We start from the raw sequence: 20,458 nt of genomic DNA, 5'->3' as shown, positions 1-20,458 counted from the left end.
GCAGAGCGGTCGAATGCGGCAGTCTTGAAAACTGTTGACTGTAACAGGTCCGGGGGTTCGAATCCCTCTTTCTCCGCCAGTAGAAGTTTCAAAAGAAACTTTAAAAGTCAAAAGCCTTTAAATACTAGTGTTTAAAGGCTTTTTCGATTTTGGCAACATTTCAAAAAACACATGTTTTCGCAAAGAACAGGGATCAACACGAAAACCTGAGGAGCAGTAAAAATTAAGCATAAATATTAGTGAGTCTAAAAAGGAAGTATTCTATATTTCTAACACCTCTAAATTTTGATCTGAACGCTTTTATTTTAGCATTGAATGATTCTGCAGAGGCATTAGAACAGTGCACCTATCGATCAAGACGTAAATCTGAGGAGCAGTAAAATTTATGCATCCTAAAAATATCACAGACACTATTAAACTTTTGAAATTCATTCTTCCTGATTTTTTTTAGCAGATCACTTTGAGATGGTTTTTACTAATAATTCTGAGAAAACTTTATATCTGTATTTTGAGGAGAAAAGTCAGTCTTAGGAAGAGTTCACAAAAAAAGGAACAGAAAATTGATTCCTACTCCTTTTCATTAACAGTTAAGTCCAGAAAGACTTTTTATTTTCAGGCGTTTTTTTCATATAAGCTGTAATCACTACAGTTTTACTGTTAATCCAATTCCAGGAGAGAATCCATATCGAAAGAATATCCAACATTAGCACCGCCATATACATCCAAGGCATCATCGGTAATACCAAATACATTATCAAAATAATATTCCCCTTTACTCCTACATTCAGCCAATCAAGATCCAGGTTAGTTCCAACTCTTGGGGCAATAGTAATATCCCTATGAACGGGAATCTCATAATTAATACCAACAAGACCAAAATTTAATTCTTTTCTGGCTTGTCCAAAAACATTTGTCAAACAAAATATTGCAAAAACGGATATCTCCTTTTTCTTTTGTAACATGTTCCCTTTATTTAAAAATTTCAGGTTTCTTTAGTCCTTAAGATATTGGTTTATTACCAAATCATTTCAGTTTTTAAGGGTTTTAAAAAAATTCCTCCACTGAATTATCTCAACAATTTCCTTTAACAAATCAACAATAACCGATATTCTCCTTCATTTTCTAATGGCGCTCTATGAATGCAAGGTAATACTTGTTGTTTTGGGTGATCGACAGCCAGCCTCCAAAGATGTCCTACCCCTAAATTAGTAGGTTCTACATTTGCATGTACCTGATAATGCAAATCAAAATAATTCTCTTTCAAAAAGATTTCAAATTCTTCCGATGGTCCATTATGCAGCTCTTTTAGCTTTGCCCGGATTTCTGGAATTAATATTTTTTGCTCAGCCTCCGAATTAGAAATAATATCACTTGCCGATCCGTGATAGGTACATAAAAAAGTGTCTGTTGCAATAGGCGAACGATCAACATGAAACGAGTACACATCAGTGGATATGAAATCAAATTCATCATCACGCTCATAACACTTTAGTAAATTAAGAGAGGGCGAAGCACCAAAATCAGTTAATAATTCTAAATCATTTAAAATTATATTCCTTGCTATATTCCCTTTATCTGATAGTTGAAGTGCGATTAGATCTTCAGGATAAACTTCCGTTATATTTTCCTTTATACGTAGTTGACCTACAATTTCGTTAAAATCGCCATCCAAATTTCTGTACCAGCATAACGCATTTATTTCTCCCTTGAAATCGGTATTCACAAGGTCAGAAAAAGTAGATGCCAAACCAATTTGGCTGCTGGCAGAAAATATATTATTCATAGTATAATATTAAGAGACTAGTTACTTCATGTATTACAAAAATATATAATAGTATGCAGTTACGGCATTTTTATGGCTTTAAACTTTTGGAGTTGCTACCTTTTTCTGTCATAAAAAGCTAAGGTGTTTCTAGTATTTATAGCAAAATTTTATGGTATAATCGCAGAACCAATAGGGAACATAAAAAAACCTTATTCTTTTTTGAATAAGGTTTTTTTAGTTTAATTATTTACATTTTTTAAGCGATGAAATTATTAGGTTTTAGAAAAAGAAATACCCCACAGATAATTGAAGTACCCCGTTTTTATTTTTAGCCGAATAGCCGTCTACATTATTAATGTCCGTTAATCCCAGATTATATCTTACACCAAAATTAAGACCGTTTTCAAGTTTATAGCCTAAGCCAAAATTAACACCAAAATCAACAGTATTAAACGAATCTTTTACATCTGTCTTCTCATTTTTAGCAGCAAGTAGAAAACCTATTTGCGGTCCGGCTTCAACACTCAATCCTTTTGTTACATAATATTTTCCCATTAAAGGAACATTCAGATAACTTAAGGCAATTGTATTATCATTGAAACTATACCCCTGCCCGGAATACATTAATTCAGGTTGAAAAGAAAATTTATCTGAAATGGGAATTTCTGACAAAACACCAAAATTAAATGAGGTTACTTCATCACTACCTTCGGTATTATCTCCGCTGATAGACGCAAAGTTTAAACCTCCTTTAGCACCAAATTTAATTTCCTGGGCAGTAACATTTGCAAATCCTAAAACTGTAACAACAGCTAGTAATAAAATTTTTTTCATAAAAAGTAATTTGAATTATTTGAATCCAAAATTCGTTTAAGAAAAACTACAAAAGGTCTCAAAAGCTTAAAATTGTATAAATCGGTACTTATTTGCTGGTATTTCTATATTCATTTGGTGTTTGACCAGTACCTTTTTTAAATGTTTTATAAAAAGTTGTTTTTGAAGTAAACCTGAATTCTAATCCAGGGGGATGGTGAGATGTCGCGCTTGTAAACACAAACCTGTTTCATGGGAGTTATCCAAAATAAAAAAGCTCCAGATTTCTCTGAAACTTTGTCTTAGTAACGGGAAGCATTAAAATAGCTAACCAATTTACGTTTTGTTAAAATCGATATCCAGCACTCAGTCCAAATTTTGCAACAATAGTATGGTCTGTTTTATCTGCATTGAATAATATACCGCCATAACCAATATTTGCTTCAAAAAGAAATCCGCTTTTACTGACCCATTTCCAGCCTCCGCCGGCACCGAGAGCAAAATTAATAACGTCGGGGTTTTCGGTATATATTGAATGATCTTCTGAAGCGTATATTTTTTTGCCATCTGTTGAAGCCAGCATTCCAAATCCTTCAACAAACCAGCCTGATGCGTATTTTTTACCAAAATATCTTCTGTAATACGGAGATATTGAATAATTTAAATCTTTTTCATTCTTTGTATTGTCAAACACATAATAAAAAGAAAGCCCTAATGACGAATTATGATTTAAATGCCTTTCGTAACCAACCTGAAAAGATTGCCATAAAGGAGCAATTGCATTTAACTTAATTTCATTATTTTTCTGATAAGGATCAGTTTCATTTTGAGCATTGACAGAATAAAAGGCAAACAAAATGATCAGTAGTAAAAAGTTTTTTTTCATAAAAAGTGATTTGAATTATTTAAATCCAAAATTCATGTAAGAAAAATTAAAAAAGGTTTCAAAAGCTTAAAAATGTACAAATTGGCACCTATTTACTGGTGTTTTTATATTCATTTGGCGTCTGGCCCGTAACTTTTTTAAAGGCTTTATAAAAAGTCGTTTTTGAAGTAAACCCAGATTCTAATCCCATTGTCAACAAATTATAGTTTTCATATTCCGAATTTGAGATCATTTCCTTGACAGCTTCAACCCGGTATTGATTAATGTAATTGGCAAAATTGTCTCCTGTTATAGTGTTTATAATTTGTGAAACATAGCCCGCGCTTATACCTAGTTTTTCAGCAACTTTTTCTCTGTTTAAGGTACTGTCAGTATAAATGTGCTGCTCTTTACAGAGAAGTTCTAGTTTTTGAAAATAAAGATTGTCTGCCGTGATAGATTCCCGACATTCCTGTAACGTACTATTGTCTACAATTTGAAGATTGCTATATGAAAGAGTTAAATCTGTATTTAGAAAATTATAAACAGCATCTTTGTTTTTGGCCAGTTTGTATTTGTAAATACCTATATAGGCTGTCCAGTGAATTATGAATGTTGCAGATAAAGCCAAAATACTCATAGCAGAAGAAATGTCATATTGAAGAAATAAGCCAGCTAGAGCGGTAATAAGAAAAGCGAATACCAATGAAGAAACAATTGTCAATAAGGTAATTATCCTTTTTTTTTCCTGTGAATCTTTTAAATGTCTTATCATAAAATAAGAGTAAAGAAGCAGGAATGGAATGAAGGTAACGGCTAAAGTTAGATGGATCAAACCAAGTATTTCAATGAGATCAATGCCTGACTCAGAAATAGTATAAATTCCCGCAACATGATCAAGATCTTGTGCAATATTAAGAACAGCGGAATAGGCAAATGGAATAAAATACAAATACAATCTTTGTTTGTTTTTTACCGTATCATCAATACGGTTTATGATAAACAGGAATATAAAAGCAGGGATTAGAAATACCCACTCGATGTGGTCAATAAACCGTAGAAAAGGATACGGAGTAAAGGCGTTTTCCATCTCAAAAACATGATTCAGTAAAATTATTGAAAGTGTAAATAGTAAGTATGCCAGATATTTATTTGAATTACTATTGAATAAGGAAGACTTTAAAATAATTAAGCCTAAGACTATTCCCTGAAAAATCGCAATATTTAAAAGTGTTGTATATATCAATTTTATAATATAAAAAGTTGTTTTTAAGATTTAATTTGGGATATAAGGGTAATTAGTTGTTTTTTAAAACATAGCTTATTTCATACGAATTTATAAGGCGAATTTATATTAATGCTGATGATTTTCTTAAGGGATTAAGAAATGATTAACTAAAATGATAAAGTAATTTATATAAGAAAATAATGGAGTAGATCGCTTTAGCTACAAAAGTTAACAGATCTATTCTTCAATTTTTAAAAAAAATACCCCCAAATAGTCTTTAGCTTTTTGGGGGTAATTCATTATATGAATCTCTTTAGAGATTCTATGCTATAATTTCAAATAAGAAGAAAACAATTGCTTTAATTATTTTCGCTTTTTTCCTTTTCTTCTATAGGATCTGCAACTTTTTCATCGATATTAAAAGATAGTGAAAATCGCATTACATTATCTAATGGACCATTTTGCTTAGATGCAGAACTTAAATATGAAAGGTCGAAATTGGCTTTCTTGTATTTAAACCCAGCGCCAAGAGTAAGGTATTTACGATTTCCTTTTTCGCTATTTTCATTAAAATATCCTGTTCTCAATGCAAACTTTTTTTGATACGAATATTCCATTCCGAGTGCCCAGGTAACTTCTTTAAATTCTTCACTTAAGCCATCTTGCGCATCAGTAAAAGAAGTAAAAATCCCCTTTACAAAACCTGCCTCCTGATATTGCACATTTGTTTGGTTATCCTGCGGTGATGGAACCAGCAACTTATTAAACTCTATCGAAGTTGCCAGTGTATTATCCTGATCAAAGATAAAATCAAATCCTCCACCCCATTTCAAATTGGCAGGCAAAAAACTTTCCGTTGATGCATCTCCATTGTATTTTAATTTCGGGCCAAGATTTGAAACATTAAATCCACCTCTCCAAATACCATTAAATTTTTTAAAAGCTATTTCTGATGATTGGTAAAACCCTGAAATGTCTACAGCAAATGAACCTGCTGCACGGGCATCCGGATCGGCTTCCTGAATTTCTAAATTAGAATGAATATATCTTCCGGCAACAGACATTGCGAAGGTTTCACTTAATTTTAAGGAATAAGATCCATCAAGCGAAAATTCATTTGGTTTTACAATTTGACCTGGGTCATCTTCATTTTGTTTGAACACGGTTTCTCCTAATCCAAAATATCTTAAACTGAATGCGTAGGCACTTCTTTCGTTGATTTTATTAAAGAAATTTAAATTTAATAAACCAATATCGTTCGACAAAGAAGTCATATAGGGAGTATAACTCATTCCTATACCTAATTTACTTTCGGAAAAAGGATATTTCGCGGCATTCCATTGCTGGGAGTAAACATCAGCTGATGTTGCCACTCCCATATCTCCCATACCAGAGGCTCTGGCATCTGCAGAGATTTGCAAAAAAGGGACTCCGGTAACGATAGGCCTATTTTGCTCTTGTGCGAGTAAATTTCCAACTCCAAAGAGAAGTGAAAATAAAAGAAATATTTTTTTCATGTGTATCTGTTAATTATTTTTTAATTGAAATTAGAATACGCCTTGCGATACAATAATTACTGTTGAAAATTTAGGGGCTTCAAACATTAGATTCTGTATCGCCGCGTATTTATCATTTCATTTTTTACTCCTCTATCTTTTAATAAACTTGAAAACTGAAGATGTACCTTCTTTTCCGCTGACATTTAAGAAATAAGCTCCTGGAGGCAACGCACTCAAGTCGAACTGACTATAAGTTTGAAGTTGCACATCAGCTACAGTAAACTTGCGCACTGTTGAACCGTTAAAGGCTACTACTTCTACAACAACATCTCCTGCCCAGCGGCTTGTCCACTTAATATTTATTGCATTTACAACCGGATTAGGGAATATGTTAAGCTCCATAACTTCTGATTGGTTTACAATAACCGTTACGCGTTGCTCAACACTAGCTCCATAAATATCTGTTGCTGTCAATATTAATTCTGTTTCTCCATTAGAAAGACTTTCAACTGTAAACCCATCTGCAGTCGTTACTACTGATGCAATCGAAGAATCTGCCATACTTGCCTGAAAAGTCAACTTATCTCCATCTGGATCACTGAAATATTTATCAAAAGTAAAGGCCTCTTGTACAGATAATCTATTAAACATTATTGATTGTGCACCAAGTGCTAAAGGAGCTTTATTATTTACTACTGTAATTTTTATTTGTTGCACAGTACTTAATCCAAAAATATCTGTCGCTGTTAAGGTCAACATTGTTTCACCTGCAGCATGTGTTTCAATTACATATTGACCCAACTCCTGACCTATTGTTACTGAAGCAATATTTTCATTTGCTACCGTTGCATTGAATGTCATTTTATCGCCATCAGGGTCTGTAAAATAAGCCGCAAATTCTCTTACATCAAAATAGCTCAATTTAGAATACACCAAATCTTCTGTATTAATAACAACTGGAGCTCTGTTGGTTTTTAATACCTGAACCTCCAGTTTCATTTCATTTGATGCACCAAGTTCGTCTACAGCTGTAAAGTTTATTGTATATGTACCAGCCGTTTCATAACCCGGAGCAAGTTTAATTGCAATGTTTCCAGCACTTACTTCATAAGTAGACCACGATGGCGCATTTGGAGATGTAACCGTAATTACGTTACCTTCCTTATCGTTCAGGCCGATGTTTACCACTACTTCAGAAGCTTCATTAACAACAGTAACTTCTTCAGGTACATTAGAGAAAACAGGAGCTTCATTAATATGTAAGTTAACCGGAACCTGACCCACTGTATTAACAGGATCATTAGTTCTTATTTTTAAAACCGCATGTTGATCTCCGCGAATTCCATTAGCCGCTGTAAAGTCTAATTGAACCTGTTTTTTCCCTCCAGGCGCAACTTCTCCATTTGCAATTCCATTCATTGAAACCCAGGCATTAGAAGTAAATTTCTCTTCTCCAGCTCTAACCATCCATCCAAAACCAGGATATAAATCGGCATCTTGCAAATCATACCATTTACCTTCACCATCAACCAATGTATATCTGCCAGGAGTATTAACAATATCAGCAACTGCCCCTTGTACAAAAGGTAATTCATAAGGATAAGTGATCACAACATAAAAATCTTCATTTGGATAAAGTCCTTTAGGCTCTTTGATTGGTAATGTTACCCACGCTCCCGTTTTTCCACCTTCGTAAACATAATCCACATAACCTTGGTCAATTATGGTTGCATCTGCAACAGAAGAACCACCTGCACGTATTTCGTAAGCAAGAGTTCCTGCTGGTTTGTCCATACCAAACATAAAAGTTTGAAAATGTGACAATGTAAATCCATCTTTTCCAGCATTAAATCGTGTAGCTGCCGTGAAAGGTTCTCCACCATCATAACCAAAATGAGTATCTGCAGCCATCTTGTCTTCGTGGGCCAAAACTCTATTGAAACTAGGATCAGCATATACAGCGGTTCCTCCAGTAGGCGCAGGAAGAGATTTTAATATTGAATCTGCCTTGGCTGTTTTTGCCTTTTTTGCCATTACTTCTGAACGTGAAGTAATACCAGCCGCCGCTTTTCTCAGATAGTCAATACTCAATTCATATTTTAAAGTCCCACCACCATTGCCATTATCAAAAGTGGCAAATTGTGTATCGGTATCTGTCAAATAATTAACAACACTATTAACTTCATTACTTTGTACCACTAAAGTTGGAGGTAATGTAACTTCAGCTTTTATCGGAAGCATCATTTTCGCTACTGTCGCATTGCTTTCAATAACAACATTGTCAGTTACAGTACCTGCCACAGTTGGAGCATATGTAATTCTGAATTTAGAGTTTTCGCCAGGCAGTATTGCTGGGTAATCTCCCATAAAATCATTAATATTTGCCCAACTCCAATAACCATCTCCAAACCATCCTTCAAAATAGGCGTAGGTTTCAATAGTATATTCTGCAGAACCACTTTCTATAGCAATATTTGATAATTTTAGTGTTTCAGCACCTGTATTTTGAATTACAAATTCTTCTGTATAGCTCATAGCAGGATTAACCATTATTTCGCCATAATTAATTTCTTCACGATTTGAAGCAATTATAGGCGCTCCGGTAACCGTTAGATTAATTGGTTTTTCAAGCCATTCTTTGCCTGGTACATTGGTACGTAATTTTAATTTACTTGAGTATTCTCCTGCATATATATTACGTGCATCAATATCAATCTGAGCATTTAAAGTTGTTCCAGCCGGAACTACAAGTTTCTCCGCCGGATTGATCACATACGCTAATCCTGTTCCGTGATTAACATTTGCATAATTTGACATTGCCACAAAATCGGAATGATCGCCATTCTGAAGTCCAATAGCAGTCAAATTCGTGGTTTGATCTACAGTTCCGTTAACTTTATACTGAAACTTCATCGTTCCATTTTTATAAAAGATAACTTGTGCTGAGGTTGGGTCTCCCAATCCTCCAAAGAAATTAGAAAAATACTCCCATGAGATAATAACCTTTTCAGCATCGCTATAATAGAAAACACCTACTTCATCTGCCGGATATGTCGTTGTATCAAAAGCAGCAAACGTCCAATAAGGAGCAATAAGGGTTTTGAACAAATCTGTTGGAATCATATCATTCATTGTAGCATCGGTATCTGGCGTATCAAAAGTTAATAATCCAGTAGTACCAATTTGAATATCTGTATACTCTTTACCATAAAAATTAAATGACCATGGCAATGTCTTTTTATGCCAATATTGATCAACATCAAACAAATCTTCAGCTAATGGAAGCTGCGTTCCCGTTTTACGGATATCAATCCATTGATAGTTGGTGCCATCATTAAACATTTCATAATTATAAGTGTAATTCGGAATAGCTTCTGCAGTACTAACTGGTACAGAAGCAGTCAGCCAATTAGTTCCTGTTGCAACTATTTCAAGGTCAGCTATACCAGTATTTTCAATTTTTAAAGGAAATTTGGCAGTTTGACCATGTTGTAAAGTTGTCGCTATTAAGTTTAAGTCAGTAACATTTATTCCAGGAGGATCTAACACTTTTCCAGAAAGTGTAATCGTATAACTAACACCTTTGTTATCTGTAATTCTTAACACATCTGCTAAAGCAGCAACAACGTCTGTAGGCATACTTACATCGTATATTTTACTAAGTCCAGGTGCAATAGTTGCAGTTGTTTCTCCTGTAACTTGAAATTTATTATTATCTAAAGCAAAACCTGTTAAGGTTACAGCTGCTGTACCATTGTTTTTAATGCTGAATTTTCTTGAAGCAACAGCCCCTTGAAATACATCGCCATAATTAATATCAGTATGAGACACGGTAAGTTCAGCTTTACCTCCACTTGTGATATTAATTTGAATTAGAGGACTTACTTGCGCATTTAGTGGATCTGTAGATACAACATTCAAATATCTATTTATTGTACCCTCATGCAAAGCGGCAGTCTCCATAACAACATCCATCTTCGCAGATTCACCAGGCAATAAAATTCCTCCAGCATTGCTGATAGAGGTAATCATGTTTGGTCCCGGATAATCAAATCCTAAAGCCAATCCATTATAAATTTTTGCTGGTTTAGAATAATTGCTAATTAAAATTCCATCTGTCTGCGCATAATCTTCGATCAAAATATTCAGATAAGCCAAATTCTGCTCAGAAAAAGTAATATTATCATAATAAAAACGAATATTACCATCTGCAAATAAAACCATTTGCGCTGTTAGGGTTCCTGAATATCCATCAGAAAGATTTGTATATTGAATAATCACTTTATCTGGCTCTACTTTGTAATAAACAGCACCACCAGCAGCCAGTTCAACAAAAGTCCCTAAAGGAGAAATATATCCTTTTGGCGAATAAGGCGCCCCATCTAACTCTGGAGCATTAACCGGTCTGACCGTATCATCAAAGGTTGTAAACCCTCTATAACTGATAAAAAGTTTTTTCATTTTTTCAGCATAGTAAGGAAAATCAAATCCCATTTCAACAGGGTAATATCTGTCAGCCTCTGCTTTAAAATAATTTGTAATATCAGTTCCCGATCCGGAAATATCCTGATATTGATAAGTTAACGGCGAACCCTCTGATGGATAATTTGTACGGTACTTGTACCCATATTTATGGTAACCGCCTTCCCAGGTTTCACTTATTCCAGATTGATCGTAAGTTGGAATAAAGTATTTAAGCGCGGCCTGACCTTCGTTTTTTACCGTAACCGAAGCAGTTACCTGATCGCCTAACGCAATATTGTCAATCAATTGCGTCATTGGTTCAACCACGATTTTTGCAGGTTCAGAACTTACTCCAAATAAAATAACCCTTAATGTTTTAGCACTGCTAGTAGAGTTCAACGTTAAAAAACCATTGTCGTTTCCTATAGTATTTGGTGTATATTTTACTTTCAGCAGCACTTCACTATCTGCAGCAATTTGATATGGAACTGAACTGATAAGCTCAAAATTTGGATTAGAAATGGCAACCGCTATATCATTAAAATTACCTAATCCTGTATTTTTAACTACGAATTCCATTTCTTTTGAAGTGCCTTTAAAAACACTTGCAAAGTCTAGTTTTTCAATAGACGTAAGAGCAGCTTGCTGACCAGATACATTAACAGTAACCGGAAGTCTTAATTCTCTATTTGTTCCATCATTAGATTTTAAAATAGCATTTGCATGATAAGTACCATTTATCAATTGAGATGCATCAGCAGAAAGATTTGCTTTTTGCGTAGTATTTCCGTTTAATTCTCCATTAGCAGGATCTAAAGACAAATATTCTCCTAAGTATTTATTTTGACTGCTCGCAATAGTGAACCAGGCAAAGTCATTGCTATCAAGAGCTACGCTTAGAGGCCCCCAAGTTTGTCCAACATCAAACGATATGAAGCTATTATCAGAGCCTTCTGGCGAATTTTCATAACCAATAGTTAAAGGATAAAGATTTCCTGCAGGAATATGCATAACCACCCAAAAAGTTTCTCCCTGCTGAAAATACAATTGCTCATCTAATGTAACATACGCATAACCTTGAGCAGCACTCCAAGGTGTATATTCCTGCGCATAAACTAGATTTTCTTTTTTAAGCTGAGTTCCTTTATAAACTTCAAAAACCACAGGACCTAATGCCGGATCTACTTGTAAATAACTCACAATTTGTGTCAGGTTGAAACCATCAGTTTCGCTTACAACATATTTTGTAGCAGCCGAATTTGGAATATTGATGTCTGTATCACCAATAAGGTCTGTTGGATAGTCACAAAAAGTTTTGTTTTGAGGAGTAAATTGAGAAGTTGTAGCAGTTGCATCTTTAGATAATGATGCAGCCTTCAACTTCTTTCTACCTACTTTTCCTACAGATGCAACTTTTGTTATTTTCGCAGAAGGATATTTTATATTTGTTGCAGAGTATGAAAGCGAGGTTTCTTTATGACGGGTTAAAAACTCCCATCTCAATACCCCTTCTCCATTGTTTAAGATTGTCATTTCATGTGCTCCTTTAAAAGAAGTACTCGCATCAACATCAATTACAATGTCTTTACTATTATCATCAACATTTATTTTTGGCCCATCATTCGTAGTACCTTGAATAGTATTGGATAATTCAGATAAATTATTCCATCTGTCTCCCGAAATCACAGTAAAATAATAATGTGTAAGTCCTAAAAGTCCGTTAACCGAATGAGTAACCGTTTCTCCTGGCAATGCTGTATTTTTGATAATATCATATTGCGCTGATGCAATATTGCTCTTTGTTATAGGCGAAGTACTATAGTAAACACGAAAATCAACTGGTTTTGAATCATCTGTATCTGTTGGAACAGTCCAAGATAAATTAGCAAATTCCTGTGCAATTCCTGTTAAAGCTAAATCTGTAATAGCATTTGGTGCAACACCTGCATTATTTTGGATTGCCAAAAAGGCATCAATATGCCCCGAACCCAACTTTCCTGTATAGTCTGGATTGTGAGAATCAATATCTACAACACCTGTCAAAAGTTTAGTTTTTAAAACTTCCGGCGTTAATTGACTTTTTCTATTGGCAAGGGCAAGGGCTGCAATACCAGAAACGTGAGGACACGCCATTGATGTTCCCTGATAAAAACCGTATTGATTTTTAGGTAAAGTACTTAAAACCCCATTTTTAGAACCCAAATCTGTTTCTCCTCCCGGAGCTGCAATATCCACCCATGTACCATAGCAGGAATAGCTGGCTTTTTGCCAGTTAGGACCAATTGAACTTACAGACAAAGTATTTTCATAATGACCTGGATACCATTCCTCGTCAGAATTTTGGTTTCCTGCAGCAAATATTACAATTCCTCCTTTCATTGGACTATTTGGATAATCTCCTGCTTCTGCAATAAAATAATCTATGGCATCTTTTACAGATTCATCAAAATTGCCAGGGCTAGTATATCCCCAGCTGTTTTGAGAAATCACTGCACCATTGTTGGCTGCATAGATATAAGCTTCTTCAAAGCTACCGCCTCCTAAACTTTGACACGACATTACTCTTGTACCGTCATTATTACCACTACCCCCGGCAACTCCACAAACTCCAATACCATTGTTGTTTACCGCAGCAATTGTACCTGCTACGTGCGTTCCGTGAGGCTGCGCTTCAATGGCTCCGCTATTTTTGTCAAAATTCCATCCATGAATGTCATCTGTGTAACCGTTTCCATCATCGTCAACACCAGGAACTCCATTTAGCTCCGGTAAATTGGTCCAGATGTTTGCTTTTAAATCAGGATGCTCAATATCAACTCCCTGATCATGAATTGAAACAATAATGTTTGGATTTCCTTTAACTACATCCCAAGCTTTAAATAAATTTACATCAGAGCCATCCGGATATCCGGTTTGTCCTGTATTATTATAATGCCATTGATCCGGCAAACTTGGATCATTAAAATAAGAAGCTGTTGCTGAAGCCTTCTTCTTGGCCTTAATTTTAATTGGTGTAAAATTATAATCAGACAGCACTTTTTGCTTCTCCGTTTCAGCTGTCTCTATCTCAGCAATTCCTTTATATTTTCGAACTGCTTCTTTAACGCTCTGGTTAGGGTCAATGTCTACGACATACCACAAATCAAGCTTGTGTTTTCGCAATTTTGCTTCTAATCTAGGATTAGGGTTTTCAGGAAATAGTCTACGCATTTTCTTGGCTCCTACATTTGCAGAAACTTTATCAAAAGCCTGAATTCCTGTAGAAAGTTTTTTCCCCGTAGTAACATTCATTTTCTTCAAAGTCGGAGCTAACTGTTCTGAAAATTTAATTTTCACAGAACCTTGTTTGACACCTTCCTTAAAAGTCGCTTGCTGACCAAAAGAAAAAACTGACCAAAGCGAAAAAATAAAAAACGATAAAAACCGTATTCCTTTTTTGTAATAATTTGTCATTAAAGTTGTTTTTTGATTAGTTAATAATAATTTAACGTAAAACGCAATAACCATCCTTTATACTCTTTTTCAAATAATGAAATGTTTCTAAAAGGTTAATTATTGAAGAAAAAATTAAATCTTTGAGCGCAAGAATATGGAAAATTCAAACAGTTAAGATTTAAAGAATAGTTACATTATATATATAGCTAAAAAACAATGATTACATTTGTATAACAACAAACACTAACTAACTATTCAACAACACATTAACCAGCACAAAATAATAGCTCTATACATTTAAAAAATGGATATCTAAAGGGTTAAAATCCTCAATTTATAATATAATATTTATTAAAAAAATTCTATTAAAAATCAAAATACGAGCTTAGGTAAATAATAGAACTAAAGATATGAAAGTTGCCTTGGTATAAAAATGACCATAAAATTTTACACAAATATTTTGTTCTTTTGAGAAATAAAATGGATTTTCTTTAAAGTCTGATTTGGTATAGCAACTGCAAAAAATGCAAATTTGCATACATCAATTTTTGCAATTGCAAGAAGTGATCAACTAAAACTCGAAAATTATTCATAGTTTAGCTAACAAAATTAATTGATTTGAAGCGTTTTTATATTTATATAAGTTTTTTTATATTTTTCTGTGAAGCGATGTTTTCACAAGATCTTGATCGTTTAAAACTTGAATATCTTACCACTTCTGATCCTGATAAAAAAGTAGGCTTACTGCTTCAAACAGGATACCTGCTCGAAAAAAAAGATTTAGATTCTGCCTTATTCTATTACAAAAAAGCTTTGTCTTTTGAAAAAAAAATTACTGATACCCTATTGGCCAGAGTATATTCCAGAATAGGAAATGCCAATCTTCTTAAAGGTAATATTGATGTTTGTCTTGATTATCAATTAAAAGCATTAAAATTCTACGAACTCTATCCGCCACAGCAGGATGTCATTAGAGTTCATAACAGTATTGCCCTTGTTTATTTTTATCAAGCGGACTTCGAAAAGGCATTAATAAAATTTAATCAAGTCAAGACTTTATTAGATAAAAATATTATAAAAGATTCCACAAAAGTGCACCAAATTAAAGGGAAAGTGCTTAATAATATTGGTATTATTTATGACAATAAACATCAGGAAGATCGTGCTCTTGAGTATTTTATGCAGGCATCCACTCATAGCAAAAAAGCACACGACAATGAAAATTTATCTTCAGTATATTCCAATATGGGCATTATCTACCTAAAAGGAAAGCGTTATGATCTTGCTGAAGCTATTTTTATAGAATCTCTTAATTTACGAAAAAAAGATAACAGCATATTGGGGTTATGTAAATCCAATTATCATTTGGGAAGGCTTTATAAAGAAAAAAAACAATTTGATAAAGCGGAAGAATATTTACTTACGAGTCTCAAATACTGCAAACAGGCAAATTCATCATCTTCTCGCGCATCTGTTCTGGATGAACTTAGCCTTGTTATGGCAGGAAAAGGAGATTATAAAAATGCATACAACTACCATGTTGCTTATAAGTCTTTAAGCGACAGTCTATTTAACAAAGAAAATCAGCAAAAAATTACCCGTGCTGAAATGCAGTATAAATTTGATAAAGAAAGTCAATCTGCAAAAATCGCTCAAAATCATAGAGAACTTGTTTATTCCATTATTGCAATTGTTTTGATCCTTGGGATCATTATTGCAATGATCATGTATCGTCTTCAGGAATCGAAGGCTAAAATTCAACAATTAGCCAAAGAAAGTGCCGAATTGAGCAACAAAGACCTTTCGCTTAGGGAAGATAGTTTAAAAAGAGAGTTAGAATTTAAAAATAAAGAGCTCACAACCAACATCATGTATCTCTTAAAAAAGAACGAATTCAATTCTGAGATTTCAACCCGTTTGGTGGAATTAAAAAAGCAGATGAAACGAACCGATCAGGACATTATCCAAAAAATAATCATCGACATAAAAAATGCGCAGGATGATGATATTTGGAAAGAATTTGAAGTTCGGTTTAGTCAGGTTTATAATGATTTTTACGAGCGCCTAAATAGTAAATATCCCGATTTAACCCTAAATGAAAAAAGAATTTGTGCCTTTTTGAGGCTAAATATGACCACCAAAGAAATCTGTGCGCTAACTCGGCAATCCTATAACAGTCTTAACGTGGCAAGAGCAAGACTAAGAAAGAAGCTCAATATTCAAAATGAGGATGTAAATTTGGTGACTTTTTTAGAAAACATATAAATTTTATTCTTTGTAAAACCATCCATTTTTCACATATCTATATGTCTTTTTAAATTTTTACCCTATTTTTTATTTAACAGAATTTTTATGACATTTGTTTATTGAAAATATTTTCCCAAAAATAAAACCAATTTTAAACTAACCTACATGATTAAGAACGCCCAAAAATGGCTTTTTAGCATTTTGCTATTAGCCAACCTCTTCTTTTTTACCAGCTGCGAAGATGGAGATGATGACACAAATTACCAACCACATTATGCAGCAAGTATTGACGCTACAAATTTGCCTTCGGGAAATAAACCAATGACAATGTTTGAAGATACAGAGAGTTCTTCAAAAATGTATGATAACAACGATCGTTGGTTTAGAGTAAATGAACCTTTACAAGTTATACAGAAAGGAAAAGATTCAGTACAAATATCGTTGTACTCTCCTGTTGGACTTAGCGATGTAAAAATTTACGCTAAATTACCTAACTACGACAAGCGATTTGTAATTTATACCTTTTCAAAAATCCCTGCTTTTCATCGCTCTTTTCATCAAATCCCTCTAACCGCAGGAAAAAATGATTATTTATCTGAAACAGGAGAACCTGTTACAATAGACAAAATTGTAGGATTTTCTTCAGGAGGTATCGAGTTTTCAGTGGAATCAAGCGATCCCTTATTCGCAAAATTCAAAAAAATAAAATCTTCACGTTTGGTTAAATTTAGCGATTCTTATCATTTAAATAATCCCGCAGATGATCCAAACAAGTATTTACCGATGAATCCTGCTTTGGCAAAAGAAGCCATCACTATGATTATTAATTTTTCATATGCCATTAGTCATCCAATGTACTATGACACCTTTATGAATTTTGACCGATATAAAAAAGAACAAGCCGCAACAGCAGGAACTGCAATAAATGGTGCACTCAATTGGCATGGAAATGCCGATGATGTTGATGGTGTTTATGACTATTTAACCAAAATCCAAATCGAGCAGGCATACACAACCTATATTGATAAAAGACAACTTAATATGGCCATGGTTGGCGGAGGTTCTGCCTGGGGAGGCGGTGCTTTAGCCTCTCAATGGGAATCTGGTTATGTTACCGGTCACTGGAAAGGAGAAATGTCAGTTTGGTCACATGAATATTCACATCACAGTGGTTACAACCATAGTAGTAATTTAGCCAATAGTGGCGAAGGTGGTGGCCAACAGGAAATGTTAACTCACTTTTATAAGTATTTGATCTATCTAAACGATCTTCCCTTTACAGATCCTGAGATACTTAAAACATATACAAAAACAAACTATGTAACCGGTACTTATAAAAAACCAGTTTTTACAATTGACCAAAAAAATCCATTTTTAGTAAAATATAAAGGAGAAGGAAAATGGAACTAAAAAATAAAATCAGCATGAATAAAATACCATTTATCCTATTATTACTTTGTTTCTTTACTAGTTGCAGTAAAGATTCTGACTCAGAAAATAACGGTACAACGTATAACTATTATTATCCTACTGATGAAACAGCAATCACAGCAACCGAAATCGGTGCCGGAACTGGAACTCTTGACCCAAAAGGTATCGCAATAGCAAACAATAAATTATATATATGCAATGGTGATGTATTAGAAATTTTTGATGCTACCACTTTAAAATACATCAAAACAATTTCAAACTACACTAAAGGCACAACGACAATTGCCCTTACTAAACTTTCCTCTGTATCTATTGATAATGGTAGAATCTACGTAGGAAGTCGTGATTCAAGACTTTTTGTATTTGATGAAAATACAAATGCAGGAATTAGTACGGTAGGAGATGGACAATGGTGGAATACCTTCGTACACGTTTTTGGTGTTGTAGTAAAAGACGGATTAGTATTTGTTAAAGAAAAAGAAACCTCTATTAAAGTTTTTGAAACATCACAAATAACAGAAAATAGTAACTGGGATCTAAAACCAATAGCCAAATTAAATACTTTAAATGGTTTTGATCAAGTTTATTCATTAGATGTAGTCTCAGGAAATTTAGTCGTAGCAGGGAGAGATGCAAAAAGCTATTTGTATTACAACATTGCAAATATTAAGGCTAATGCAGCCAATTCATTAATAGAACCAATAAAACCAACAACTGCACCTTTTTCTGATGCAAAACCTATTGCTATTTCTTTTAGTGAAAATTGGGCTATTGCAACAGAAAATGTTGGAAGCGTAAACTATTTGCGTCTTTACCCTAAAGAGGAATTTATGAATAAAAATTATTCCCCAAGGATTAATGCTAATGATATTATGGGAGCAAATCCTTTTGGAAGTGTTGTTAGTGTAGCACAAATGAATGATCGTATTTTTTTATCAGACAATACGAATAAAAAAATTCGGGTTATTAAACTCAACCACTCTATCATTACAGAGCAAAAATAATCATATCAAAAACATAGAGAGTTAGCCATCTTTATGACAAAGAAGCCCAAAAGCATATATAAGCATATATACTTTTGGGCTTCCTCTATTAAGGAATATCATTTAAAGGTAGCTATCATTTAAAGCTGTTTAAAATTTAAATTTAATTCGTAAATTAGGTTGATAATCTAATTAACAGAATATATCCTTAAACCAAATAAATATGCGTTATATCTTTTTCCTCACAATATTTCTTTTAACCATTTCTTGTCAAAAAGAAAACAAATCAGAAACACTTAAGGAATATTTTACTTACAATCAAAAGAATACCATCGAATCTGCTGGTATACAAATGATTCCAATTAAAACACCCGTTGGAGAATTTAAGGTCTGGACAAAACGATTTGGAAATAATCCTAAAATAAAAATACTCTTGTTACATGGTGGCCCAGCCATGACACACGAATACATGGAGTGTTTCGAAACTTTTTTCCAACGTGAAGGATTTGAGTTTTACGAATATGATCAACTTGGCTCTTATTACAGTGACCAGCCAAAAGATAGTAGTTTATGGACAACTGAACGTTTTGTAGAAGAGGTAGAACAAGTTCGCAAAGCCATTGGAGCTGAAAACAATAATTTTTACATCTTGGGAAATTCATGGGGAGGAATTCTGGCAATGGAATATGCTTTAAAATATCAAAAGAATCTTAAAGGTTTATTGATCTCAAACATGGTCGCTAGCGCACCAGAATATGGTAAATATGCAGATGAAGTCCTGGCAAAACAAATGAAACCAGAAATTCTTGCAGAAATCAGAGCATTGGAAGCTAAAAAAGATTTTACTAATCCTCGTTACATGGAACTATTGATACCTAATTTTTACAAAGAGCATTTATGTCGACTAAAAGAATGGCCAGATGGCTTGAATAGAGCCGTTAAACATACGAATGGTGAGATCTACACTATGATGCAAGGACCTAGTGAATTCGGAATTAGCGGTCGTTTAGCAAAGTGGGACATAAAAAATCGCTTAAAAGAAATCGAGATTCCAACTTTAATGATAGGTGCCAAATATGACACTATGGATCCCAAAGCTATGGAAGAACAAAGTAAACTAGTTCAAAAAGGACGTTTTTTATATTGCCCAAACGGAAGCCACTTAGCAATGTGGGATGATCAGCAGGTATTTATGAAAGGGGTAATAAAATTTATTAAAGATGTTGATCATAATGAATTTTAAAATTTACTATTTAAAATTCATTCTCTAAAAAAAACTTAATCCCTGATACTCAGTACCTTGCAAAAATAAAATTTAGAAGTATAAAAAAATATTATTTCTAAAAAGAATGGCGTTCCCTCCGGGTCGGGCTATCCGCTATATCTTTTGCGATAGACGTTTCGGTTTAAGAAGAAGTCCAGAGTATCGCAAAAGGATGCCAATTCCATCCCTAACGCGGTTTAATATAAAGAAGAGGTCCAATTTTCAAAAGAAAGTCCAACTTTTAAATTCCAAATTCCAATCCAGAGTAACGCATAGTTTTGTATTCAGAAGAAATCAGGTACAGCAACTGCTAATTTAACCGCAAGGAACGCAAAGAGATACGTAAAGTTCGCAATGAACAGCTTAGAAGCCTTAATAAAGGTAACATTAGCAGAAAGGAAAATATCCTTTGCGTATTTTGCGGTTAAAAAACACAAAGTAATGTAAAACAAAAAACCCCGTTT

General features: G+C 33.9%; 14 protein-coding genes. 4 read left to right on the top strand and 10 right to left on the bottom strand.

What is annotated here, in order from left to right:
- Nucleotides 1-223 precede the first annotated feature (223 nt).
- The 9 genes from Q7C23_RS23090 to Q7C23_RS23050 all read right to left on the bottom strand — a co-directional run bounded on the left by Q7C23_RS23090 (nt 224) and on the right by Q7C23_RS23050 (nt 14,087).
- Nucleotides 224-346, bottom strand: a complete 123-nt coding sequence (locus Q7C23_RS23090) for a transposase (RefSeq protein ID WP_375034707.1) — start codon at nt 344-346, stop codon at nt 224-226.
- A 241-nt stretch (nt 347-587) separates the two neighbouring features.
- Nucleotides 588-962: a hypothetical protein gene (locus Q7C23_RS23085; protein ID WP_375034705.1), complete on the bottom strand. Its 375-nt coding sequence runs from the start codon at nt 960-962 to the stop codon at nt 588-590.
- Nucleotides 963-1,084: 122 nt separating this feature from the next.
- Nucleotides 1,085-1,783, bottom strand: coding sequence for a DUF1826 domain-containing protein (locus Q7C23_RS23080; protein ID WP_375034704.1), 699 nt, complete (start codon nt 1,781-1,783; stop codon nt 1,085-1,087).
- A 261-nt stretch (nt 1,784-2,044) separates the two neighbouring features.
- Complete coding sequence (locus Q7C23_RS23075; protein WP_375034703.1) at nt 2,045-2,599, bottom strand: porin family protein; 555 nt, start codon at nt 2,597-2,599, stop codon at nt 2,045-2,047.
- An 88-nt stretch (nt 2,600-2,687) separates the two neighbouring features.
- Complete coding sequence (locus Q7C23_RS23070) at nt 2,688-2,819, bottom strand: AraC family transcriptional regulator (protein ID WP_375034702.1); 132 nt, start codon at nt 2,817-2,819, stop codon at nt 2,688-2,690.
- Nucleotides 2,820-2,924: 105 nt separating this feature from the next.
- Nucleotides 2,925-3,464: a DUF3575 domain-containing protein gene (locus Q7C23_RS23065; protein WP_375034701.1), complete on the bottom strand. Its 540-nt coding sequence runs from the start codon at nt 3,462-3,464 to the stop codon at nt 2,925-2,927.
- Nucleotides 3,465-3,552: 88 nt separating this feature from the next.
- Entirely contained in the window at nt 3,553-4,533 is a 981-nt protein-coding gene (locus tag Q7C23_RS23060; RefSeq protein WP_375034700.1) for a helix-turn-helix domain-containing protein, read from the bottom strand.
- 497 nt (nt 4,534-5,030) lie between these two features.
- Nucleotides 5,031-6,188: a type IX secretion system outer membrane channel protein PorV gene (porV, locus tag Q7C23_RS23055; protein WP_375034699.1), complete on the bottom strand. Its 1,158-nt coding sequence runs from the start codon at nt 6,186-6,188 to the stop codon at nt 5,031-5,033.
- A 132-nt stretch (nt 6,189-6,320) separates the two neighbouring features.
- Entirely contained in the window at nt 6,321-14,087 is a 7,767-nt protein-coding gene (locus Q7C23_RS23050; protein WP_375034698.1) for a S8 family serine peptidase, read from the bottom strand.
- 651 nt (nt 14,088-14,738) lie between these two features.
- On the opposite strand from Q7C23_RS23050, the gene Q7C23_RS23045 reads away from it, so the two are divergent.
- From Q7C23_RS23045 to Q7C23_RS23030, 4 genes are all read left to right on the top strand, one after another.
- Nucleotides 14,739-16,334: a tetratricopeptide repeat protein gene (locus tag Q7C23_RS23045; protein WP_375034697.1), complete on the top strand. Its 1,596-nt coding sequence runs from the start codon at nt 14,739-14,741 to the stop codon at nt 16,332-16,334.
- Between the two features lie 147 nt (nt 16,335-16,481).
- Complete coding sequence (locus tag Q7C23_RS23040; protein ID WP_375034696.1) at nt 16,482-17,726, top strand: hypothetical protein; 1,245 nt, start codon at nt 16,482-16,484, stop codon at nt 17,724-17,726.
- Between the two features lie 14 nt (nt 17,727-17,740).
- Complete coding sequence (locus Q7C23_RS23035; RefSeq protein ID WP_375034695.1) at nt 17,741-18,751, top strand: PQQ-binding-like beta-propeller repeat protein; 1,011 nt, start codon at nt 17,741-17,743, stop codon at nt 18,749-18,751.
- 202 nt (nt 18,752-18,953) lie between these two features.
- The gene (locus Q7C23_RS23030) at nt 18,954-19,973 is read left to right on the top strand and encodes a proline-specific peptidase family protein (protein WP_375034694.1); all 1,020 of its coding nucleotides are present in this window, start codon (nt 18,954-18,956) and stop codon (nt 19,971-19,973) included.
- A gap of 305 nt (nt 19,974-20,278) precedes the next feature.
- On the opposite strand, the gene Q7C23_RS23025 is transcribed toward Q7C23_RS23030, so the two are convergent.
- On the bottom strand, nt 20,279-20,458 hold a 180-nt coding region (locus tag Q7C23_RS23025), incomplete at its 5' end, for a hypothetical protein (protein ID WP_375034693.1).

The organism is Flavobacterium sp. LAR06, from assembly GCF_041946075.1.
Classification (GTDB): domain Bacteria; phylum Bacteroidota; class Bacteroidia; order Flavobacteriales; family Flavobacteriaceae; genus Flavobacterium.
The sequence above is the reverse complement of the archived record's forward strand: the minus strand, read 5'-3'. Positions and strand labels throughout refer to the sequence as shown.